Origin of the sequence: Synechococcus sp. M16.1 (assembly GCF_014279895.1) — a bacterium.
In the GTDB taxonomy this organism is placed as follows: Bacteria; Cyanobacteriota; Cyanobacteriia; order PCC-6307; family Cyanobiaceae; genus Parasynechococcus.
This window is the reverse complement of the sequence record NZ_CP047954.1, coordinates 596,046-616,236: the sequence shown is the minus strand read 5'-3', so window position 1 is coordinate 616,236 and position 20,191 is coordinate 596,046. Positions and strand designations below refer to the sequence as shown.

Sequence of the window (20,191 nt, the reverse complement as noted above, 5' to 3'; positions counted from 1 at the left end):
TGTCCCCAGACCTCATTCGATCAGACCGGCCATGGCCTGGCCGGATGGTGCCAGGCCAGCACGAAAGCGGGAATCACTGGCCACTGCCTTCAGACGCAGACGCTCCCCGGGGCGACGCTGATCAAAGGCCTGGCAAATCGGAACGACCTCCTTCTGATCAGGGTCCAACCAACCCATCGCATCGATGCCCCCGTCAGCGGACAACGGCAAGGGTTCTGCATCGGCAAAGGCCAAGGTCGCCACTCAGGCTTCGACATGGGATCGGAGGGAAGCAACCCGATCCCCGCAATTAGGGAGAGGGGTCGGACTCGTCCGGTTTTGTCACAGAGGATTCAGGCCCACCGTCTGAGCCGCCACCCAACTGGGACAACCAACCTGCCAACAGCAAGCCAGCACCGATGCCGATGGCCAGGGTGCGGTTTTCAGCTGCGGCGCCCTGCCCCCAGGCCGCTGTGGCCAGAAAGGCACCCCCCAGCAGCAGACAGGGCACCAAGACAATGCCCCGGGCAATGCGGTTATCAGCCATCGACCCCACAGCTGTTGCTGGCCAAACCAGCGGCAATCAAGCCGGTGCTGAGGTCACGCTCAGCACCGATCGGGGTCACTCTGGCCATCAGCTGCCCCTCGCTGGAGCCGACCGGCCGCAGATTGACCTTGCGACGGCGCGGCAGTTCCTGACGCAACCATGCAGTGGCCTCGGCCTCTTGGCTTGCATCAACGGCGGAACAGGCCAGGGCAACGGTGTAAGTGCGGTTGTGGTCTCCCACCTGCAGCAGGGAACTGCTGCGCACCTGAAGCACCTCTGCGGCCTGCACCGGCACGGCCCAAAGCAGCAGCAGAACGCCGATTAAGACAAGACGAATCAAGAGGTCGGGGCGTTGAGGACCGGCATGGGAGCCGGAAGGCCCACCATTTCAGCATTGCTTTTGCCCGGGGGAACCATCGGATAGCAGTTCTCACCACGACGCACGTGGATGTCGATCAACATCGGGCCGGGGGCCTTGAGCGCCGCCTCGAGATCACGCTTCAACGAGTCCCGCTCGCGGATGTGCACGCCGTCCACACCGAAGGAGCGGGCGAGAGCCACGAAGTCCGGCATGCCATTGAGCATGTCGGAGGCGGAATAACGCTCCTCGTAGAAGCTCTCCTGCCACTGACGCACCATGCCCTGCCAGTGGTTGTTGACGATCACCACCTTCACCGGAAGGCCATAGGCCGCCAGGGTTCCCAACTCCTGGATGTTCATCAGGATGCTGGCGTCACCCGCGATGCACACCACCTGACGATCGGGGCACGCCACCTGGGCGCCCATGGCGGCCGGCATGCCGAAGCCCATGGTTCCAAGACCGGCACTGCTGATCCAGCCCCGGGGCCCATTGCGCAGGTACTGGGCCGCCCACATCTGGTGCTGACCCACGTCCGTGGTGACGATGGCATTCGGTGCCAGCTCGCGAACGGCCAGCAGCACCTCCTGGGGGAAGAGGGGGCCTTCGGTGGGAGGCACGGTGAGGGGATAGGTCTGTTTCCACTCGGCGATGCGCGCCAACCAAGGGGCCGTGCGGGGTTGCACCTGCTGCTGCAGGCTCAGCTCCACCAAGCGCGCCACGCTCAGGCCCAGATCACCGAGCACCGCAACATCGGGGCGGCGAGTCTTGCCGATTTCGGCCGGGTCAATCTCAAAGTGGATCACCCGGGCCCGGGGGGCGAAGGTGTCGAGCTTTCCGGTCACCCGATCGTCAAAACGGGCGCCAACAGCAATCAGCAGATCGCATTCGGTGACGGCGAAGTTGGCATAGGCCGTGCCATGCATGCCGAGCATGCCCACCGAGAGAGGGTCGTTTTCATCGAAGGCACCCTTCCCCATCAAGGTGGTGGTGACAGGGATCTGATAGCGCTCAGCGATCACCCGCAGGCTGTCGTGAGCACCGGCTGAGATCGCACCACCGCCCACATAGAGCAGCGGACGCTCCGCCTCGGCGATCAGCTCAAGCGCCGACAGGATCGGTTCATCCCGGGGGGGCTGAGGCTTGCGGAAGCCTTTGGGAACAATCGATCCGGGCTCAACCGGCACGTAATCGAACATCTCCTGGCCAACATCCTTCGGGATGTCGATCAGCACGGGGCCCGGACGACCACTGGCTGCAATCAGGAAGGCCTGGGCAACGATGGAGGCGAGATCAGCCGGATCGCGCACCACCCAGGAATGTTTCACGATCGGCAGGGTGATGCCGAAGATGTCAGTCTCCTGGAAGGCATCGGTGCCAATCGCCGGACGCGGCACCTGACCGGTGATCACCACCATGGGCACCGAGTCCATCTGGGCGGTGGCGATGCCGGTCACCAGGTTGGTGGCACCCGGCCCCGACGTGCCGAAGCAAACGCCCACCTTGCCGGTGGCACGCGCATAGGCATCGGCCGCGTGGGTGCCGGCCTGCTCATGCCGCACCAGGATGTGCTTCACCCAGCCCTCGCTCTCGGCGATATGGAGTGCGTCGTAGATCGGGAGAATCGCGCCGCCGGGGTAGCCGAAAATCGTGTCGACGCCATGGCGCCGCAACGCATCCATCAGGGCTGTCGCCCCAGACATTCTCTGGCCACCGTGACCGGCCTGCTGCCCAGTGACGGCCGAAGACGCTGAGGTGAGAGTCACAGAGGCGACGGGTCAATGACCCCCAAGGTTAAGGGCCCGCAGCTCCCCTGGCTTGGTCAGAGCAAGCCGAGGGCGTGCAGCGGCCCTTGACCACTGATCAGCTCGAGCAAAAAGGCTGAAAAACCAACCATGGCCAGACGGCCGTTCCAGACCTCGGAACTGTTGTTCCAACCCCATTCCCACTTCTCCTGGGGATAGAGCTTCACCTTGTTGGGCAGCTCCGCCGCCGCATCGAGACTCACCTCAGGGCCCTGCAGGCTGGTGGCCACGAGATCCGCCAATCCCTCGATGAAGGGGGCATAGGTGTCGAGAGCACGCACCCGACGGAAATTCACCACACCGGCTTCGGTGGCCAACTCCCGGTATTCGATGTCGATTTCCTCAAGCGTCTCGATGTGTTCGCTGACGAAGCTGATCGGCACCACCACCAGATCGTTGGTCTTGGCTTGCCCCAATTCCTCAAGGGCCTCCTCGGTGTAGGGCTTGAGCCACTCCACCGGACCCACACGGCTTTGGTAGGCCAGGGTGAAGGGGTTCTCGTGGCCCATCTGAACGGCCAACTCCTTCATGATCAAACCGGTGCAGGTTTCGATCTCTTTTTGATAGGGGTCGCCCGCCTCTTCGACGTAGCTCTTCGGCACACCGTGGGCACTAAAGAAGACGTGAGCCTTCGTGGGGTCGTCGCTGTTGCGGACCTCTGTCGCGATCAGCTCGGCCATGGCCTTCACATAGCCCGGGTGGTCAAACCAGCTGCGGATGCAGCGAATCGGCAACTTCTCAAAGGCCGGATCCGCCTGACGCAGGCGCTGCAGCTCACGGAAACTGGATCCACTGGTGCTGATCGAGAAATGGGGGTAGAGGGGGAGCACCACCACCTCATCCATGCCATCGGCCTTGATGTCCGCTACAGCGGATTCGGTGAACGGATGCCAGTAGCGCATGGCCACATAACTGGTGGCATCGATGCCGCGCTGGCGCAGCAAGCTCTGGAGTTCACGGGCCTGCTGCTCGGTGATGCGCCGCAGCGGTGATCCGCCACCGATGGAGCGATAGGCCTCCTGCGACTTTCCACTGCGCAGGGTGCTGATCAACCAAGCCAGCGGCTTCTGCAGCGCCGGACTGGGAAGCCGAATGATCTCCGGATCGGCGAACAGGTTGTAGAGAAACGGGCCAACGTCCTGGATCCGCTCCGGGCCACCCAGGTTCAGCAGGACGACACCGACGCGAGACATACCGATCAGAACGGTTTTCGGGGGTTGAGCGTAGCCGCCACGGACGCGATCCTTGGTTCCAACGACACATTTATGGAGCTCAAAAGTGCGCTGGAGACCGCCAATGCGCAGCTGGCGGCACAGGGGTCGCGCCTGCGCATCGAACAGCGGGGTCGGCGGCTGAACCTGCGCGGGTCTCTGCCGTTGCGCGGGGATCCGAGCCGCAACAGCCTGCAACGGATCAGCCTGGGGCTAATGGCCGATGCAGCAGGACTGAATCAGGCCCTCAGCACCGCTGCCCTGGTGCAGTTGCAACTTGAGCAGCGCAGTTTTGATTGGACGCTCTGGTCGGCCTCCTCCTCTGCAGCCACGGCCAGAGGGCGTTCGATCGGGATCCAGGCCGCCATCGAGGGCTTCGAAGCAGCCTTTTTTGCCGACCCGCGCCGACGCCGTTCCCCGGCGAGCAGTCGCACCACCTGGACCAGTGCCTATTTGCCCTACCTCCGGCGACTGGCGCGTCAGTGCGGTGATCAGCCGCTGGAGCCAGCGCTGCTGATGCAGACGCTGACCAGTTACGAGGACGGCAGCCGCAGCCGGCAGCAATGCGCCACAGCCCTGGCCGCCCTGGCCCGGCACCTGGAGCTGCCCTTGCCGGAAGACTGGCGCCAGGAGGCCGGCGGCTATGGCCTGCACCGGGCCCGCTTCCGCCAGCTGCCCACCGATCCGCAGATCCTCGAGGCCGCAGGCCGCATCCCCAATCCACAGTGGCGCCTGGCCTTTGCCCTGATGGCCACCTACGGCCTGCGCAACCACGAGGTGTTCTTCTGCGATTGCTCCTCCCTGGCAGCGGGCGGGGATCAGGTGCTGCGGGTGCTGCCCACCACCAAAACCGGTGAACACCAGAGCTGGCCGTTCCACCCCGACTGGGTCGAGCGCTTTGGGCTTCAAGAGCTGGCGGAGAACCCGGCCGCCTTACCGGCGATCCAGACCGATCTGCGGCGCACCACCCTGCAGCAGGTGGGACGGCGGGTGAGTGAGCAGTTCCGCCGCTACGACCTGCCGATTACCCCCTACGACCTGCGCCACGCCTGGGCGGTGCGCACCATCCATGTCGGCCTGCCGGACACCGTCGCCGCCAGGATGATGGGCCACTCGGTGACGATCCACACCCGCACCTATCACCACTGGATCACCCGGCGTGATCAGCAGCAGGCGGTGGATGCAGCCCTGGCCCGGCAACCGGCCTGACAACACCCTGTCTGCTTGTTTTCACTTCAACGATGACCTCATTTCTGAGGCCGCTGGCCTACCACTACCGCTGGATTTACGACACGGTCACGGCGGTGTCGTCGCTGAGTGTTGGCGGGGTGGAGCGCCTTCGGGGCCTCGGGCTCGAAGCGGTGCAGCCCCATCTCAAGCCAGGCGCGGCGGTGCTGGATCTCTGCTGCGGCAGTGGCGAAGCAGCGGCCCCCTGGCTGGCGGCGGGCTACGCCGTGACGGGGCTCGATGTCTCCCCCCGGGCCCTGGATTTGGCCGCCCAACGCCACCCCAGCCTGGAGCGGGTGGAAGGGCTGGCCGAAGATCCACCCCTGGCCGATGCCAGCTTCAGCGCCATCCAGCTGAGCGTGGCCCTGCACGAATTTCCCCGCAGCGATCGGGAACGGGTGCTCCGCAGTGCCCTACGGCTGCTGGAACCGGGCGGCTGGTTGGTGCTTGTGGATCTGCATCCAGCCGGACCTTGGCTGAAACTTCCCCAGCAACTGTTTTGTGCCCTGTTTGAAACCGACACCGCCACCGCCATGCTGGAGGACGACCTCCCCACCGAGCTGGAGCAACTCGGGTTCAGCAGCGTGAGCCAGGAGCTGCTGGCGGGTCGAGCCTTGCAACGCATCACCGCCACTCGGCCTCGATAGAACCAACACCCCCTCACCCCATGAGCACGAACGACCTCGATCAATCCGCCGCGGAACTGGGCATGGGGGGCAAGCTCGCCCCAGAAACCGACGATGCCGGTTACCGCAAACGGATGGAGCGGCGCCAGCAGGTGCAGAAGCAACGGGTGGAGGAACGCAACAAGGAGAAGGGGCTGGTGCTGGTGTTCACCGGCCAGGGCAAGGGAAAAACCACCGCCGGGCTTGGGCTGGTGCTGCGCACCCTTGGCCATGGCGAGCGGGTGGCGATTGTTCAATTCATCAAGGGGGGCTGGGAGCCCGGCGAAGCACGGGCACTGCAGGCCTTCGGTGATCAGGTGAGCTGGCATGCCCTGGGGGAAGGCTTCACCTGGGAAACCCAGAACCGAGAGCGGGATCAGCAACTGGTGGAGGCGGCCTGGCAGACGGCCCTGGGCTACCTGCGCGATGCCAGCGTGAAATTGGTGCTACTCGACGAACTGAACGTGGCCTTGAAACTGGGCTACATCGAGGCCCATACGGTGATCGCCGGATTGAACGAGCGACCGGAGCTCACCCACGTGGCGGTGACCGGCCGAGGTGCACCAGCCGAGCTTGTGGAGCGGGCCGATCTGGTGACAGAAATGACCCTGGTGCACCACCCTTTCCGCGAACAGGGAGTGAAGGCCCAGGCAGGCATCGAGTTTTAAAGGTTGAACCAGCCGACCTCAGGCCGCTTCAGCCGCATCGAGATCATCCTGAAGATGACGAGTGGCCGCGGTAAGCACCGAAAGCCCACTCACCAACAGAGCGCGATGCACCACCGGTTCACGCCAGCAGTCGGGATCCTGACTGGCCCGCTCCAGAGCTGAAAGCGTGAGACGGGCCATCACACCGCTTTGGGTGGCATCGGTCTCTGGCATCAAACAGCCGCGGTTTCCCTATCCAAGCGGCGATCAGAGGCTTGTGCCAGTGCTTGCTACTGTCGAAAGGATCTGGACCGTAGATGACCTACACACGCGTCCTGCTGAAACTCAGCGGCGAAGCTCTGATGGGATCTCAGGGCTATGGCATCGATCCCGCCATTGTTCAGTCGATTGCTTCCGATGTGGCCAAGGTGGTGGCCAATGGCACCCAGCTGGCGATCGTCGTGGGCGGCGGCAACATCTTCCGCGGGCTGAAGGGGTCTGCAGCGGGCATGGAGAGAGCCACAGCTGACTACGTCGGCATGTTGGCCACGGTGATGAACGCCATCACCCTCCAGGACGGGCTCGAGAGGGCTGGTGTTCCCACCCGGGTGCAGACCGCCATCGCCATGCAGGAAGTGGCGGAGCCGTATATCCGTCGCAAGGCAATCCGGCATCTGGAGAAAAACCGGGTGGTGGTGTTCGGCGCCGGTTGCGGCAACCCGTTCTTCACCACCGACACCACGGCTGCCCTGAGGGCCGCCGAAATCAATGCCGATGTGGTGTTCAAAGCCACCAAGGTGGATGGGGTTTACGACAAAGACCCGGCCAAGCACGCCGACGCGGTGAAGCACGCGCAGCTCAGCTATCAGGATGTACTCAGCGGAGAGCTGGGCGTGATGGACAGCACCGCCATCGCCCTCTGCAAAGACAACAACATCCCGATTGTTGTCTTCAACCTGTTTGAACCTGGCAACATCGGCAGAGCCGTGGCCGGGGAACCGATCGGGTCCCGCATCGGCGACCCCTCCTAAACAACGCCAACCCAGTTCGCACGCCTCCTCCCTCAGCAACCATGTCGACCCAGGACCTCGAAGCCAGCATGCGCAAGTCGGTGGAGGCCACCCAGCGCAACTTCAACACGATCCGTACCGGCCGGGCCAATTCCTCCCTGCTGGATCGCATCAGCGTCGAGTACTACGGCGCTGACACACCGCTGAAGTCGCTGGCCACCCTGTCGACCCCGGACTCCCAGACCATCCAGATCCAACCTTTCGACATCAGCGCCCTGGCCTCGATCGAGAAGGCCATCGCCATGAGTGAGCTCGGCTTCACCCCCAACAACGACGGCAAGATCATCCGCATCAACGTGCCGCCCCTCACCGAGGAGCGCCGCAAGGAGTTCTGCAAGCTGGCCTCGAAGTACGCCGAAGAAGGCAAGGTGGCCCTGCGCAACCTGCGCCGCGACGCGATCGACAAGATCAAGAAGCAGGAAAAAGAAGGGGAGTTCTCCGAAGACCAGAGTCGCGACGAACAAGACGGCGTTCAGAAAACACTCGACAAGTTCATTGCTGAACTCGAGAAGCACCTGGCCAACAAGGAAGCCGACATCCTCAAGGTGTGAGCAACGATGCAGATCGCACCCACGACGTCCTGATCGTCGGGTCCGGGGCCGCTGGCGGTGCGGCGGCCGTGCATCTCGCGTTAGCGGGCCATGACGCCTTGATACTTGAGCGCGACTCAGAGCTGCGGATCAAACCCTGCGGCGGTGGCATGGCGGCCTCCGTGCGGCAGTGGTTTCCGTTTTCCCTGGAGCCAGCGGTGGAGCAGGTGATCCGGCAGGTGGATTTCAGTTGGTGCCTGGAGGATCCGGTGGTCGCCAAGCTGCCCGGCGATGCACCGTTCTGGATCGTGCGCCGCGAAAGGCTCGATCAACTGCTTTCAGATCAGGCCATTCAGGCTGGGGCAAAACGCCTTTCAGGCGTTGAGGTCAATGACATCGGGCGCCATGGCGACGTCTGGCATGTCACGGCAACCGATGGACGCCATTGGCAGGGGAAGGCGGTGGTGATCGCCGATGGTTCGGGGTCCCCTTGGCCCCAACGGCTCGGCCTGGGACCCAAACAACCCCAGATGGCCACCACCATGTCGGTGCGGCTGGAGGGGCAAGGCAAACTCAACGAAGGCAGCACCCGCTTTGAATTCGGCCTGGTGAAACAGGGCTTCGCCTGGGCCTTTCCCCTCGCCGGTGGTGTGAACATCGGTGTGGGCAGCTTCATCGGCAAGCAGGATGCTGACCCGGAGCAGGTGCTGGCTCAGCTGTTGCCGGATCTGGGCTTCGCCGCCGATGCAGGCATCCGTCAGCGCGGCCAACTGCGGGTATGGAACGGCCATCACCGTCTTGATGGCGACGGCATTGTGGTGGTGGGCGATGCTGCATCGCTTTGCGACCCCTTTCTGGCGGAGGGGCTACGCCCCGCCCTGATGAGTGGCTGCGAGGCGGCCCGACATCTGAACCTATGGCTCAAGGGCGACAGCAAGGATCTGCGGGGCTACAGCCGCAGCATGCGGGAGCGCTGGGGTGAGTCGATGGCCTGGGGCCGGCGCATTGCCCAGGTGTTCTATCGCTTCCCCGGTGTGGGGTATCAGTTGGGGATCAAGCGGCCCACCGCACCACGGCGAATTGCTCAGATCCTCTCCGGGGAGATGGGCTATGGCGACATCGCCCAAAGGGTGATCAAGCGGCTGCTGCTGCAGCGCAACTAAAGACCAAGACTGAGCTGCTGGCTGCCGTTGTCGGGCTGCTGAGGTTTGCGCCGGCGGCGTCGAGCCGTTGTTGGCTTCAATCCCGCCTTACGTGAGCCATGCTTGCGCTGGATCGCATCGGCATGGCGATCAAAACCGGCCGATCGGCGAATCTCCCAGATGCGATCTTTGGCATCCTGCATCGATGCGGTGACATCAACGATTGGTGCTGGCATGCCACCACCCAGCATCCAGGGCTCATGGATGTGAATCGTGGGCACATCCTTGAGTTCAGGGCACCACTGACGGATGAACAGCCCCTGAGGGTCGTGATCCATTCCCTGCTTGATCGGGTTGTAGATCCGAATCGTGTTGATCGAGGTGCTGCCCGACTGCATCTGGCACTGGCTCCAGTGAATACCCGGTTCGTAATCCACAAACTGACGAGCCAGATGCAGACCACTGTCTCTCCAGGGCAGCCAGAGGTTGTAGCTGGCAAAAGACATCAACATCGCCCGCATGCGGAAGTTGATCCAGCCATGGGCCCGCAAGGCGCGCATGCAGGCATCCACAAAGGGAACGCCGGTGCGACCTTCGCTCCAGGCCGTCAAGCGCTCGGCATCGGCTGCGCGAATGCCGCGCATGAACGGATGGAAATCGCTGAATTCAATCGCCGGCTGATCCTCCAGCTTCTGAATGAAATGGCAATGCCAGTGCAGCCTTGATTCAAAGCTGCTGACGCCGCGGCCGCTGTGGTTGCGGCTGGTCTGCAGCACTTCGCGCATCGAGAGACAACCCCAGGTGAGATAAGCCGACAGGCGCGAACAACCGGTGAACGCCGTGTTGGGGCTCGACATCGACCGTTGATAACGCGGGGCGCGGTGCTGCAAAAAGTCGTTCAGCTCCTCCAGGCCGATCGAACGCCCTCCGATCTGACGCTGCGGACATGCATCCGAAAGCAGTTCTGAACAGGGGCGCTCCGGGATCACGCCGGGATCAATGCCCTCCAGCGATTGCAATGCGGCCTGCACGGGTGTGATGGGCTCCGTCATCTGAACTTCCCAGCGCTTGGCCCAGCCATTGCGACTGCGCATCCGGCGCGTCACCCCGAACTGCGGGATTTCTGTCCAGGCGATGCCGTGCCGACGGGCCCAGGCGCCAACGCGTTTGTCGCGCTGATACGTCCAGCCGTTACCAGTTTCCTCATGGCTCCACAGCCCATCGATGCCGAACTGACGCCGGGCCCGTTCCAGCACCTGCACCACATCCCCAGCGCGCACCACCAAGGGTTGGCCCCGATCCGCTAAGGCCTGGCGCAACTCCAACAGCGACTCCCGGCAAAACATCCACTGCCGCTGGGAGGCATCGGGCTGCCGCCACAACTCCGGCTCCACCACGTACAGCGGCAGCACCACACCCCGCTCCACAGCAGCCGCCAAGGGCCGGTGATCAACGATGCGCAGATCACGCTTGAACCAGACGATCTGCAGCGCTGCCATTCACTGCAATGGAAAGAACCCGGTTCTAGTGGATCCGGAGCTCCAGCCAAGCTTCAATCCACTGCCATTTCCATGACATCGGCAAAGCGAGTTTTCACCGTGTTGCGGAAACCCACCACATCCAAACGGCGCGTCATCAACGCGGCAGCGAGGAAACAAACCATCTGCAGGCCGAACACGCCGCTATAGGCAGCAAACAAATCACCACCGTTCCCGGCTTTGAGCAAGGTGAGCAGCCCGCCTCCACTGATGGTGGCCAGGCCGCAGGAATAGGCATATCCCGCCCCCCAAACACCAAGCAGAAAGCCGGTGCGTCCGGGCTGCACAAAGCTGAACATCAAGGTGAGGCAGGCATTCATGCACACCCCCAGTGACAGGCCAAACAAACCAACGGCTGTCCGCAACAGGGGGATGGACTGGCCAGAACCGGCCCAAAGCATCAACAGCAAAGCCAAAGCAGCCAGCACCGCACCCACCCGGGCCGTTCTGATGTTGCCGACACGCTCAATCAAGCAGAAGCCACTCAGCCCCAGGAGACGCATCCCCCACACCACCGACAGCACCCGCGGCCGTTCGGCTTCCGTGGTGCGATCCGCAATCAAGGCTGAAAACGCCGTGCCACCAGCGGCAATCGCGGTGCCGATCCGAACAAAAACCAGGATCAACAAAACCATCAGCCGCGCATTCAGCTGACCGCCGGAGGCCTCCATGCTGGTGACCACCAACGGCAACAGCCGCCAGCACCGCCGGGACCTGAATGTCTTGAATCAACAGACGATTCAGAAGTCCCAGGATCAGGACGCCGAGGATCCCCAGGCTGAGCTGGAACAAACCCAACTGCAGCGCAAGACGCAGGGGACGGCTGTGCACCAAGTCAGACTCAAAAGTTGAGCAATTATGCCGTTTTCGCTTTAAAAATCGCCCCGCCCATCAATCATCAATCGGCCAACTTGATGTCCCGCAAACGGGCATCAATCGATGCGAGGAGTTGCACCGCAAACATCGGCGTCTCCTGAACCGCAAACAGGAACTTGTCGCGGTTCATGGCAATCAAACGGCAATCACTGGTAGCCGTGGCGGTGCTCAGACGCTGATGGTCCTCCATCACCAAGGCCCCTGCGCCGAACACATGACCCACAGGGATGTCTTCATGTCCCTCATGGCCTGCTGAATCGATCCAGGTGAGCCGCACCGATCCCTCCAGCAGGCCGTACATGCAGGTGCCGGTTTCGCCGGCACGAAACAGCACGTCACCCTGATTGAGATGAATCACTTCGGCCTTGCTGGCCAAAGCACGCATGGTGTCGAGGGCATGCATGGAACCAGCGCGACTCAGACAGAGGTCAGAGTCAGAGCTGCGCCAAAGCCTTGGCGCACGTCCTCCTGAGAGATCAGGCCGTCGTGGTCCTGATCGAGGGCATCAAAAATGGCATCACTTCCGAGCCATTCGTCGCGGGTGATCGAGCCATCGCCGTTCATGTCGTTGAGCATGAAGATCTCGGAAACGGCGTGGCGGAAGGCGGATCCACCCTCCAGTTCAGCCAGACGATGGGCAAGTTGATGCTCCAGGGTTTCAATGGCTTTGCTGAAGCCTTTAATGCCCTCGGTGAGTTTGTCGCTCGCCATCCGATCGTCCTGCATCAGTGCATCAAAGGTGGCGCGATCGACGTGGATCTTGGCTTCGCCATCGGTGGGATGGGTGGCATCCAATTTCTGGGTCAGCACAGCATCAGTCTCACGGAGCTGATCCAACAACTTCGGTGAAATCGTGAGCAGATCACAACCGGCCAACTCCGTGATCTCATCGATGTTGCGGAAGCTCGCCCCCATCACCTCCGTGCCGTAGCCGTGGGTCTTGTAGTAGTTGAAGATCTTTGTCACCGAAATCACACCCGGATCCTCAGGGCCGGGGTAGGAGTCGCGCCCGGTTTCGGCCTTGTACCAATCCAGGATGCGCCCCACAAAGGGGGAGATCAGAGTGACGCCGGCTTCGGCACAGGCAACGGCCTGACCGAAACCAAACAGGAGGGTGAGGTTGCAGTGAATCCCCTCTTTCTCCAGCACCTCGGCGGCTTTGATGCCTTCCCAGGTGGAAGCAATTTTGATCAGAACGCGATCGTTGCTGATGCCGGCATCGTTGTACAGACGAATCAGCTTGCGCCCTTTTTCAATCGTGGCGTCGGTGTCAAAACTCAAGCGAGCATCCACCTCCGTTGACACACGACGGGGAACAATCTTGAGAATCTCCTTGCCGAAGATCACACTGATCTCATCGAGCGCTTCCCGCACCACGTCTTCCACCGCTGCGTCGCTACCCATCAACTTGCGCGATGAGCGCAAAGCCTCATCAATCAGGCTCTGATAGGCCGGAATCTGTGCAGCAGCCAGGATCAACGACGGGTTGGTGGTGGCATCCCGAGGGGTAAAGTTGCGGATCGCCTCCAGATCACCCGTGTCGGCAACGACCACGGTCATTTGTGAAAGCTGATCGAGCAGGCTGGCCATGATGTACGACGGCTCAATACCCGTAACGTAGCCGCGCTTTTTGATGCGTCAGCTGTTCAAAAGCTTGTTCAATTCAGCAGGTTTTGAGGGGGCGATGCGCTCCACAACCAGCAAGGCATCAATGATCTGTTTGGCGACAGGAACGGCCACGGTGGAGCCATAGGCGTGCTCACCTTGGGGCTCATCCACCACCACAAACACCACGTAACGGGGGTCCTCAATCGGCAAGGTCGCCACAAAGCTGCAGATCTTGGCTCCTGGGAGATAGATCCCATTGAGGGCCTTCTGCGCCGTTCCTGTTTTTCCGCCAATTCGGTAGCCGGGTGTTTTCACACCCTTGCCACTGCCCTGATCCACCACAGATTCCATCCACTGAAGCACCGTGCGCGTGACCTCCGGGTTCAGCAACTGCTGACCACTGGGTGCCGCCGCCGGAGCCAAGGCATCACCCGAGCGGAAGCCACGGGTGATGTGGGGACTGATCAACTTGCCACCGTTGGCCAGCATCCCGTGGAGCTGCACCAGCTTGAGCGGTGTGAGCGAAAACCCCTGACCAAAGGCCGTCGTCGCCGGCTCGATCGGCTGACTGGTGAACTGCTTCTTGCTCTTGAGCTGACCAGCCACCGCTCCAGGCAGGTCGGTGTCAGGACGCTGATTGATGCCAAGACGCTCCATCCAGTTCCAGTAGGCGTCGTCGTCGAGACGGCGCATGGCCTGGACCATGCCGACGTTGCTTGACACCTGCAGCACGGTGGCGAAATCCACCAAACCATGGGCTTTTTTGTCGTGGTTGTTGATCGGCCAACCACCAACCATCAACTTGCCCACATCATTCACCCGATCCGTGGCCTGAATGGCACCGTCCTGGAGGGCCAGAGCCAGGTTGATCGGCTTGAACGTTGAGCCTGGTTCATAGAGATCCTGAACGGACCATTCACGAAACCGCCCCGTGGGGAAGTCCCAGTAGCGGTTGGGGTCATAGGTGGGTGTCGATGCCAGCACCAACAACTCACCGTTGGTGGCATCCATCACGATTGCGGCGCCCTTCTGGGCTTTCCACTTGGCAACCTGCTCAGCAAGAGCTTTGAGGGCCACCTGCTGAAGCCTGGAATCCAGCGTCAGCTGCAGGCGTAAATCATCGCCATAGAAGGCTCCCGGGGCGAGGTTGGCCGGCAATGGCGTGCCATCAGCACCCCGGCGGAGGTATCGGGTTTGCTCATGGCGAGCCAGATCCCCATTACGGCTCTGCTCAAGACCCGCTTGAGGTTGCCGCTCCGCATTGAGAAAGCCCACCACGTTGGCGAACAACGACGCCTGGGGGTACACCCGCTGGGGATAGGCCTCCAGATCCAGGCCGCTGATTCCAAGGGCCCGGATGCGATCGGCCGTTTCCGGATCCAGCTCCTCAGCCAATTTGATCCCCGAGGCCTGGGTTCCCATGGCCTTCAGCAGCGCAGGCGCAGGACGAGCCAAGGGATCGGCCAACACCGCCGCCACATCTTCGGCAGGGCGGACAAGGTTGGGAGCATCTCCCGGCATGTTGAAGTAGCGGGGATGGGCCCAGAGCCGGAACCGCTTTTCATCCATCGCGACCAAACGGCCGGTGCGATCGACGATCGGACGGCGTTGCCCCAAGGGTTGGGTGCGCTGGGTTTGCAGCTGACGGGCACGCTGCTCCAGGTCGGGGGCTTGCACCAACTGCAGCCAGGCCATGCGACCCACCAGCCCCAGCAAGCCTGCCGCCAGGATCCAGAAGATGATCCAGAGCCGCTTGGGGGGAACCTGGGTCAGGGGAACGACCCGCGCGCGGGAGCGGCGCGAACGGATGGGTCGACGCCCCGACGCCCGCGTCATCAGTACCCCGCCCGGATGGGCTGATTCCCCAGGGCCTGGAGCGATGCCATGGGCGAGGAGGCGGACGCTTGCAACGCGCCCAGATCAGGGCGATCAAGATGCACCAGATTGGCCACCTGCGTTGGCACCAGACGGTTGGGCTGCTGAGAACGCAGCAACAGGTGCTGCTCCATCACAGCGGTTGATTCCGTCAACCGGTGCGCCTGGGTTCGGGTTGCCTCCAGCAGGCGGAAGGCCACAGTCCAGCGATGCTGCCAGTGCAGCGTGAGACCAGCCAGAACGGCAACCGCCGCAATCAACCCCAGCAGCGTGCCGTCCATCAGGCGATGGAGCCCCCCAAGAAGAGGCGAGCGTCGTGCAATGCGTCCGGAGGACAGTGACCCTTGAATCAGCTCGAAAGCTGTGGTCGATGCACGCTGTTCCGGAGCGGCAACCACCGGGATCACAGGCGAATAGGCCAGTGAACCACCTGCAGAAAGGCGGGGCAAGGTTCAGAGCAGCAGCAGGTTCAGGAACGTCACGGCGTTCCAGAGCCCATGCATCAGCACCGAGGGCCACAGGCGTCCGCTGCGCAGTCGCACCAAACCAAGCCCAACCCCCAACACCGTGAGCGGCGCCAACTCGCCAACACTGATGTGGGCCATGGCAAACAACAGGCCACTGAGCAGGACCCCCGGGAGGGGACCGAGTCGCATCGCCAACACCGGCAGCAAGGCACCGCGGAAAATCGTCTCCTCAAACAGCGGGGCCAGCACAACCGCAGTGAGGGCAAGCAAGGCCAGGGCAAGCGGATCACGGCTGCCGAGCACCAACTCCAACAGCGGATTGCTGCCCCCGGGATCACCGACCAGGCGCACGAGCAACCACCCCGTGAGCATCACTACCGGCGTCACCATCAACCAGCCCGCCAGGGCATCCCGCAGAGCTGAAAGCAGCGGACGCACGCGCCACTGCATCCACCCCCCCAGCGGTGCCCTCTCCCCGGGCAAAGAACGCAGTTGCCGCCAGAGGATCAGCAGGCTCGGCAGGGCCATCACGCCGTAGTTGATCACCACACTCATGGCTTCACGACGAGGGCTGCCCAGCCCCGCCGTCAGGGCACCCACCAAGGGAAACGCCACCAGCGGAACGCCAACGGCACTGATCACCACAAAGCCACCAGCCACCAGCAGGGCCATATCAACCAGGGTCAGCTCCGGCCCCTGAACATCGGGCCAAGCCATCAGCCGACCACGCAGCAGACGCCAGGCCTGACCAAGCAGCAACAGTCCACCGAGCAGGGCCGTCACCAGGGGCAGCACCGTGCTGACGGCCAAACGGAACGCCGCTTGCCCCGCGGCTGCAGCATCGATGCAGAGCGTCGGATCAGAGGCGTCCGCTTCGCAATGCAGCTGCTGGAGCAATGGGTCGTCGTCTTGACGATCGAGCTCCGTGGATGCGGAACCTTGGCCTTGCAACAACAGGAGCATCTGTTGCTGCCGCTCATTGCGCTCGTCTGGGCTGATGCCCTCCAGGGCCTTGAGCAGCGCATCCCGCGGCGACTCCCCCAGGAGAGCGTCCCGCAACGGGGGCGGCACCGCTGGTTCAGCCAGAAGCGTCAGTTCCTGCTGTTGAAGGCTCAGGGCCGGTGCCACCGAAGGTCGCGAGAGGCTGTCCATCAAGCCCGACAACCAGATGAAACCGGCCAAAGCGAGGGACAAGGCCGCCAGAAGTCCCTTCCAGCGCGGGGAAACCGGTTGTGGGGAACTGGGCACCAGCGGTCTTCAACTGCCCACGATTGTCCCCCCGAAAGGCCGCTTCCATACGATGGCCGCGCCCTGACGCTGAACCGTGCCCCTTCGTCTTCTTCTGGTCCGCCACGGTCTCAGCAGTTTCAACAAGGAACGGCGGATCCAGGGCCGCGATGATCTCTCGAACCTCAGCGAGGAAGGGCATGAGCAGGCCCGGGCCCTGGGCCGCTCGCTTCAGGACGTGAGCATCCAGGCCGTCTACAGCTCCCCCCTGCAGCGGGCGGCTGCGACGACGGCGAGCCTGCTGGAGACCCAAGGCGGCCAGGCCCCAGATCCCGTCTTTGATGACGGACTGCTGGAAGTGGATCTTGAGCCCTGGTCCGGCCAGACCATCGACGAGCTGATGCAAGGCTCAACGGAGGCCTACAAGATCTGGAAGCAGCGGCCCATGGAGCTGGAGCTCCAGCGCCGTGATGGTTCGAGCTACAAGCCACTGCCTGAGCTGATGGAACAGGCGCGGGGCTTCATTAGCACGCTGTTGGAGCGCCATCCCGCCAACGGCAACGACACGGTGCTGGTGGTGGCCCACAACGCCATCCTGCGCTGCCTGATGCTGGTGCTGCTCGGGGAACCCGACCACGGCTTCCGGCGTCTCCGCGTCGACAACACCTCCCTTTCGGTCTTCAACATCCGGCCAGGAGACAACGGACCCCAGGTGCAGATCGAATGCCTGAACAGCACCACACACCTGCAACCGCTGCCGGAGAAGGGCAAAAACGCCAGGCTGATTTTGGTGCGACACGGCGAAACCGACTGGAACAAAGCCGGGCGCTTCCAAGGGCAGATCGATATTCCGCTGAATGAGAACGGTCGCCGTCAAGCCGCGGCCGCCCGCGATTTCCTCAAAGACATACCCATCGATCGGGCCTGGAGCAGCACGCTGTCGCGTCCAACCGAAACGGCCCAGATCATTCTCGAGGCCCATCCCGATGTGCCCCTGACCCAGATCGACGGACTGGTGGAGATCGGACACGGAGTCTGGGAAGGCAAGCTCGAATCCGAAATCCGAGAGGACTGGTCGGAGCTGCTGGACACCTGGAAACGGGCTCCGGAAACCGTGCAGATGCCTGAAGGGGAAACCATTCAGGACGTGTGGGCCCGTTCCGTCCGGAGCTGGGGAGAGATCGCTGCCGAGCTGAAGCCTGAGGAAACGGTGCTGGTGGTAGCTCACGACGCCGTCAACAAAACGATCCTCTGCGACCTGTTGGGGCTAACCCCGGCCGACATCTGGGCCGTCAAACAAGGCAACGGTGGTGTCACGGTGGTCGACATCGCCGCCGATCCAGGCCAGCCTGCAGTGGTGACCTGCCTCAACCTCACCTCCCACTTCGGAAGCGTGATTGACCGCACGGCAGCAGGCGCTCTCTGACGTCATGAACGACACCTTGCTGCTGGATCCGGTGCGCGTCCTGCGTGGCCCCGGACATTCAGTGCAGCTCGGTGCAGTCCTGATCCACCAGGGGGTGCTCGTCGGCTTTGACGACGAAGCCCGGCAGCAGGCCCTGGGCCTGGGCATCAAGGCCAGCCCAGCACCGGATCAACTGGTCGCCCCCTGCCTGGTGGATCCGCATTCCATCCTCGAAACCCCCTTCAGTGGCGATCAAGAAACGGCCGTAAGCCTGCGCCACTGTGCCGCCGCAGGAGGCTATGGCCAGATTGGCCTGCTTCCCCGCAGCAGCAGCTGGCGCGATTGTCCGGAGCGGCTCCAGGGATTCAGCCTCGAGCAGGATCAAACAGCAACGGTTCGTCTGCACCTTTGGGGAGGCTTCAGCCGCGGCGGCAAGGCGGATGAACTCGCCCCCCACGGCGATCTTCTCGAACACGGTGCCATCGGACTGGCGGATGATGACGCCGTGGTTCCAACCCCGTTGCTGGAACGGGGACTGCTGCTCGAAGAAATGGGGGGATGCCCAGTGCTCGTGGCACCCCGGGATCCCGCGCTGCAGGGGGAGGGGCTTGTGCGGGAAGGCGTGGAGACGCTGCGGGCCGGGTGGCCAGCGGATCCAATCACCAGTGAGACCGTTCCCCTCAGCCAGTTGCTGCTGCTGCATCAACGCCATCCGGAACGACAGCTGCGGCTGATGAACCTGTCCACAGCAGCAGCGGTGCAGCAGCTTTCAGGCTGCGAGTTCCCGCCCCTGAGCAGCGTGAGCTGGTGGCATCTCCTCACCGACCGCAGCATGCTGGCCAGCAGCGATCCGGGCTGGCGCGTCTGCCCCTCCCTCGGTGGCCCGGACGATCGCGAGCAGTTGATCGAGGCCGTTCAGCAGCGAACGATCACTGCCGTGGCTGTGCATGCTGTTCCTCTGGATGCGGAGGACATGCTGTTGCCGGGCGACCAGCGCCCCGCAGGCCTCAGCGGCCACCATGTGGTGCTTGCTGCGCTGTGGAATGCCCTGGTGCGGCCGGGCCGCTGGACCACGGAAGATCTTTGGCAGGCCCTCAGCTTTGGGCCTTCGGCTCTGATCGACCAGCCCCCTGAACAGCTTGAGCAGGGCAGCCGGCGCTGGCTGCTGTTCGATCCCGATCAACGCTGGACCATCAGCAGCAACACCCCCGGCGCACCGCGTGCCGCCAACATTCCCTGGCTGGGCCGCGAGCTTCAAGGACGCGTTGTGGCCTGTGGCCTCAATTGCTGAGCGAACCGATGCGCGAAGGGGGCCAGAAGCGGAAGACGGCACGGCCAATGATCTGATCGTCTGGCAAAAATGGGCCGCCTGGCCAACGACGGGCGTCCTGGCTGTTGCGGCGGTTGTCGCCCAGAACAACAACGTTGCCTTCGGGGACCACGGCATAGAGGCCCTTGCAGCCAATCATTCCGTCGCGATCGGAGCAGAAGTTGGTGACGTAGGGCTCGTTGAAGGCCCTGCCGTTGATGCTCACGGCACCACGGCTGTTCACCTCCACGACATCACCAGGAACACCCACCACCCGCTTGATCCAGGCCTCACATTCGGGATAACGCTGCAACAGCACACGATCCACAACCCAGCTGATGCCCGGGAAGGTAACGAAGCCGCACTTCAGTGGATTGGGTTGCCCCCCCTCCAATTTCCAAACGGGATCAAAGGCACTGGGGGAATTGAACACAACGATCTCCCCCCGCTGAGGAGGTCGGGAGCGGTAGGACAGCTTCTCGACGATCAACTTGTCGCCAACCTGAAGCCCTGGCAGCATCGACCCTGAAGGGATGTAGCGGGCTTCAAAGGCGAACTGCCGGAACAGGAGATACAGCGAAACCGTGAACAGAAAAGGGGCCCAAAACTCCCAGATCGCGCTCACTCTGCCCTTCACATCGGAAGGTTCTCTCTCCGCGTTCAATGTGGGCAGGCTCAATCTTTCGACCCACGATAGGGGGAGCC

23 protein-coding genes are annotated in these 20,191 nt (G+C 62.8%); 9 read left to right on the top strand and 14 right to left on the bottom strand.

Going from position 1 to position 20,191, the window contains the following annotated elements:
• Positions 1–12: 12 nt before the first annotated feature.
• Genes SynM161_RS03420 through hemH form a run of 5 tightly spaced genes read right to left on the bottom strand, consistent with a single transcriptional unit; the run spans position 13 to position 3,882 of the window.
• Positions 13–243, bottom strand: a complete 231-nt coding sequence (locus SynM161_RS03420) for a hypothetical protein (protein ID WP_186541981.1) — start codon at positions 241–243, stop codon at positions 13–15.
• Positions 244–289: 46 nt separating this feature from the next.
• A complete protein-coding gene (locus SynM161_RS03415) occupies positions 290–526 on the bottom strand; it encodes a GIVxVP protein (protein ID WP_114988532.1) in 237 nt (78 codons plus the stop codon).
• The gene (locus tag SynM161_RS03410) at positions 519–866 is read right to left on the bottom strand and encodes a nuclease (protein ID WP_186541980.1); all 348 of its coding nucleotides are present in this window, start codon (positions 864–866) and stop codon (positions 519–521) included. Before SynM161_RS03410 ends, SynM161_RS03415 begins: the two co-directional genes overlap by 8 nt.
• Positions 863–2,650 (bottom strand): biosynthetic-type acetolactate synthase large subunit, encoded by a 1,788-nt coding sequence (gene ilvB / locus SynM161_RS03405; protein ID WP_186541979.1) that lies wholly within the window; start codon positions 2,648–2,650, stop codon positions 863–865. Before ilvB ends, SynM161_RS03410 begins: the two co-directional genes overlap by 4 nt.
• Positions 2,651–2,706: 56 nt before the next feature.
• On the bottom strand, positions 2,707–3,882 hold the full coding sequence (gene hemH, locus SynM161_RS03400) for a ferrochelatase (RefSeq protein ID WP_186541978.1): 1,176 nt from the start codon (positions 3,880–3,882) through the stop codon (positions 2,707–2,709).
• Positions 3,883–3,954: 72 nt separating this feature from the next.
• Between hemH and SynM161_RS03395 the strand changes: the two genes are divergently transcribed.
• The 3 genes from SynM161_RS03395 to cobO are packed head-to-tail and all read left to right on the top strand — an operon-like array spanning position 3,955 to position 6,460.
• Positions 3,955–5,109, top strand: coding sequence for a site-specific integrase (locus SynM161_RS03395; RefSeq protein WP_186542464.1), 1,155 nt, complete (start codon positions 3,955–3,957; stop codon positions 5,107–5,109).
• Positions 5,110–5,141: 32 nt separating this feature from the next.
• Positions 5,142–5,774 carry a class I SAM-dependent methyltransferase gene (locus SynM161_RS03390; RefSeq protein ID WP_186541977.1) on the top strand — a complete coding sequence of 211 codons (633 nt, stop codon included), beginning with the start codon at positions 5,142–5,144 and terminating at the stop codon, positions 5,772–5,774.
• A 20-nt stretch (positions 5,775–5,794) separates the two neighbouring features.
• Entirely contained in the window at positions 5,795–6,460 is a 666-nt protein-coding gene (gene cobO / locus SynM161_RS03385) for a cob(I)yrinic acid a,c-diamide adenosyltransferase (RefSeq protein WP_186541976.1), read from the top strand.
• 18 nt (positions 6,461–6,478) lie between these two features.
• Here cobO and SynM161_RS03380 read toward each other — a convergent pair whose 3' ends face one another.
• Positions 6,479–6,673, bottom strand: a complete 195-nt coding sequence (locus SynM161_RS03380) for a hypothetical protein (RefSeq protein WP_186541975.1) — start codon at positions 6,671–6,673, stop codon at positions 6,479–6,481.
• 83 nt (positions 6,674–6,756) lie between these two features.
• On the opposite strand from SynM161_RS03380, the gene pyrH reads away from it, so the two are divergent.
• From pyrH to SynM161_RS03365, 3 genes are read left to right on the top strand one after another with little or no spacing between them, the layout of a single operon-like run.
• Complete coding sequence (gene pyrH, locus SynM161_RS03375) at positions 6,757–7,470, top strand: UMP kinase (RefSeq protein ID WP_115008677.1); 714 nt, start codon at positions 6,757–6,759, stop codon at positions 7,468–7,470.
• Positions 7,471–7,511: 41 nt separating this feature from the next.
• Entirely contained in the window at positions 7,512–8,060 is a 549-nt protein-coding gene (frr, locus tag SynM161_RS03370; RefSeq protein WP_186541974.1) for a ribosome recycling factor, read from the top strand.
• A complete protein-coding gene (locus SynM161_RS03365) occupies positions 8,057–9,202 on the top strand; it encodes a geranylgeranyl reductase family protein (protein ID WP_186541973.1) in 1,146 nt (381 codons plus the stop codon). The genes frr and SynM161_RS03365 overlap by 4 nt, the downstream gene beginning before the upstream one ends.
• On the opposite strand, the gene SynM161_RS03360 is transcribed toward SynM161_RS03365, so the two are convergent.
• Positions 9,199–10,680, bottom strand: coding sequence for a deoxyribodipyrimidine photo-lyase (locus tag SynM161_RS03360; protein ID WP_186541972.1), 1,482 nt, complete (start codon positions 10,678–10,680; stop codon positions 9,199–9,201). The genes SynM161_RS03365 and SynM161_RS03360 overlap by 4 nt on opposite strands.
• 53 nt (positions 10,681–10,733) lie before the next feature.
• Positions 10,734–11,402: a PucC family protein gene (locus SynM161_RS03355; protein WP_255441981.1), complete on the bottom strand. Its 669-nt coding sequence runs from the start codon at positions 11,400–11,402 to the stop codon at positions 10,734–10,736.
• Between SynM161_RS03355 and SynM161_RS11985 the strand changes: the two genes are divergently transcribed.
• Positions 11,389–11,571 carry a hypothetical protein gene (locus SynM161_RS11985; protein ID WP_255441901.1) on the top strand — a complete coding sequence of 61 codons (183 nt, stop codon included), beginning with the start codon at positions 11,389–11,391 and terminating at the stop codon, positions 11,569–11,571. The two genes, SynM161_RS03355 and SynM161_RS11985, sit on opposite strands and share 14 nt — an antisense overlap.
• Positions 11,572–11,617: 46 nt before the next feature.
• Here the strand turns inward: SynM161_RS11985 and SynM161_RS03350 are convergent, their stop codons facing one another.
• The 5 genes from SynM161_RS03350 to SynM161_RS03330 are packed head-to-tail and all read right to left on the bottom strand — an operon-like array spanning position 11,618 to position 16,793.
• Positions 11,618–11,998 (bottom strand): cyclic nucleotide-binding domain-containing protein, encoded by a 381-nt coding sequence (locus SynM161_RS03350; RefSeq protein ID WP_186541971.1) that lies wholly within the window; start codon positions 11,996–11,998, stop codon positions 11,618–11,620.
• A 14-nt stretch (positions 11,999–12,012) separates the two neighbouring features.
• Positions 12,013–13,185 (bottom strand): transaldolase, encoded by a 1,173-nt coding sequence (locus SynM161_RS03345; protein ID WP_186541970.1) that lies wholly within the window; start codon positions 13,183–13,185, stop codon positions 12,013–12,015.
• A 48-nt stretch (positions 13,186–13,233) separates the two neighbouring features.
• Entirely contained in the window at positions 13,234–15,039 is a 1,806-nt protein-coding gene (locus SynM161_RS03340) for a penicillin-binding protein 2 (RefSeq protein WP_186541969.1), read from the bottom strand.
• Entirely contained in the window at positions 15,039–15,527 is a 489-nt protein-coding gene (locus SynM161_RS03335) for a hypothetical protein (RefSeq protein ID WP_244272861.1), read from the bottom strand. The genes SynM161_RS03340 and SynM161_RS03335 overlap by 1 nt, the downstream gene beginning before the upstream one ends.
• 3 nt (positions 15,528–15,530) lie before the next feature.
• Complete coding sequence (locus tag SynM161_RS03330) at positions 15,531–16,793, bottom strand: CPBP family intramembrane glutamic endopeptidase (protein ID WP_186541968.1); 1,263 nt, start codon at positions 16,791–16,793, stop codon at positions 15,531–15,533.
• Between the two features lie 76 nt (positions 16,794–16,869).
• Between SynM161_RS03330 and SynM161_RS03325 the strand changes: the two genes are divergently transcribed.
• Both SynM161_RS03325 and SynM161_RS03320 read left to right on the top strand, forming a co-directional pair.
• Positions 16,870–18,198 (top strand): histidine phosphatase family protein, encoded by a 1,329-nt coding sequence (locus SynM161_RS03325; RefSeq protein ID WP_186541967.1) that lies wholly within the window; start codon positions 16,870–16,872, stop codon positions 18,196–18,198.
• Between the two features lie 4 nt (positions 18,199–18,202).
• Positions 18,203–19,468: a dihydroorotase gene (locus SynM161_RS03320; RefSeq protein WP_186541966.1), complete on the top strand. Its 1,266-nt coding sequence runs from the start codon at positions 18,203–18,205 to the stop codon at positions 19,466–19,468.
• Here the strand turns inward: SynM161_RS03320 and lepB are convergent.
• Positions 19,458–20,123, bottom strand: coding sequence for a signal peptidase I (gene lepB, locus SynM161_RS03315; RefSeq protein WP_186542462.1), 666 nt, complete (start codon positions 20,121–20,123; stop codon positions 19,458–19,460). The genes SynM161_RS03320 and lepB overlap by 11 nt on opposite strands.
• Between the last annotated feature and the right edge of the window lie 68 nt (positions 20,124–20,191).

Coding starts and splice junctions, on each gene's coding strand:
- SynM161_RS03415 (WP_114988532.1), bottom strand. CDS start 526: ATGGCTGATAACCGCATTGCCCGGGGCATTGTCTTGGTGCCCTGTCTG.
- hemH (WP_186541978.1), bottom strand. CDS start 3,882: ATGTCTCGCGTCGGTGTCGTCCTGCTGAACCTGGGTGGCCCGGAGCGG.
- SynM161_RS03395 (WP_186542464.1), top strand. CDS start 3,955: ATGGAGCTCAAAAGTGCGCTGGAGACCGCCAATGCGCAGCTGGCGGCA.
- SynM161_RS03390 (WP_186541977.1), top strand. CDS start 5,142: ATGACCTCATTTCTGAGGCCGCTGGCCTACCACTACCGCTGGATTTAC.
- cobO (WP_186541976.1), top strand. CDS start 5,795: ATGAGCACGAACGACCTCGATCAATCCGCCGCGGAACTGGGCATGGGG.
- SynM161_RS03380 (WP_186541975.1), bottom strand. CDS start 6,673: ATGCCAGAGACCGATGCCACCCAAAGCGGTGTGATGGCCCGTCTCACG.
- pyrH (WP_115008677.1), top strand. CDS start 6,757: ATGACCTACACACGCGTCCTGCTGAAACTCAGCGGCGAAGCTCTGATG.
- frr (WP_186541974.1), top strand. CDS start 7,512: ATGTCGACCCAGGACCTCGAAGCCAGCATGCGCAAGTCGGTGGAGGCC.
- SynM161_RS03360 (WP_186541972.1), bottom strand. CDS start 10,680: ATGGCAGCGCTGCAGATCGTCTGGTTCAAGCGTGATCTGCGCATCGTT.
- SynM161_RS11985 (WP_255441901.1), top strand. CDS start 11,389: ATGCTGGTGACCACCAACGGCAACAGCCGCCAGCACCGCCGGGACCTG.
- SynM161_RS03350 (WP_186541971.1), bottom strand. CDS start 11,998: ATGCATGCCCTCGACACCATGCGTGCTTTGGCCAGCAAGGCCGAAGTG.
- SynM161_RS03345 (WP_186541970.1), bottom strand. CDS start 13,185: ATGGCCAGCCTGCTCGATCAGCTTTCACAAATGACCGTGGTCGTTGCC.
- SynM161_RS03340 (WP_186541969.1), bottom strand. CDS start 15,039: ATGACGCGGGCGTCGGGGCGTCGACCCATCCGTTCGCGCCGCTCCCGC.
- SynM161_RS03320 (WP_186541966.1), top strand. CDS start 18,203: ATGAACGACACCTTGCTGCTGGATCCGGTGCGCGTCCTGCGTGGCCCC.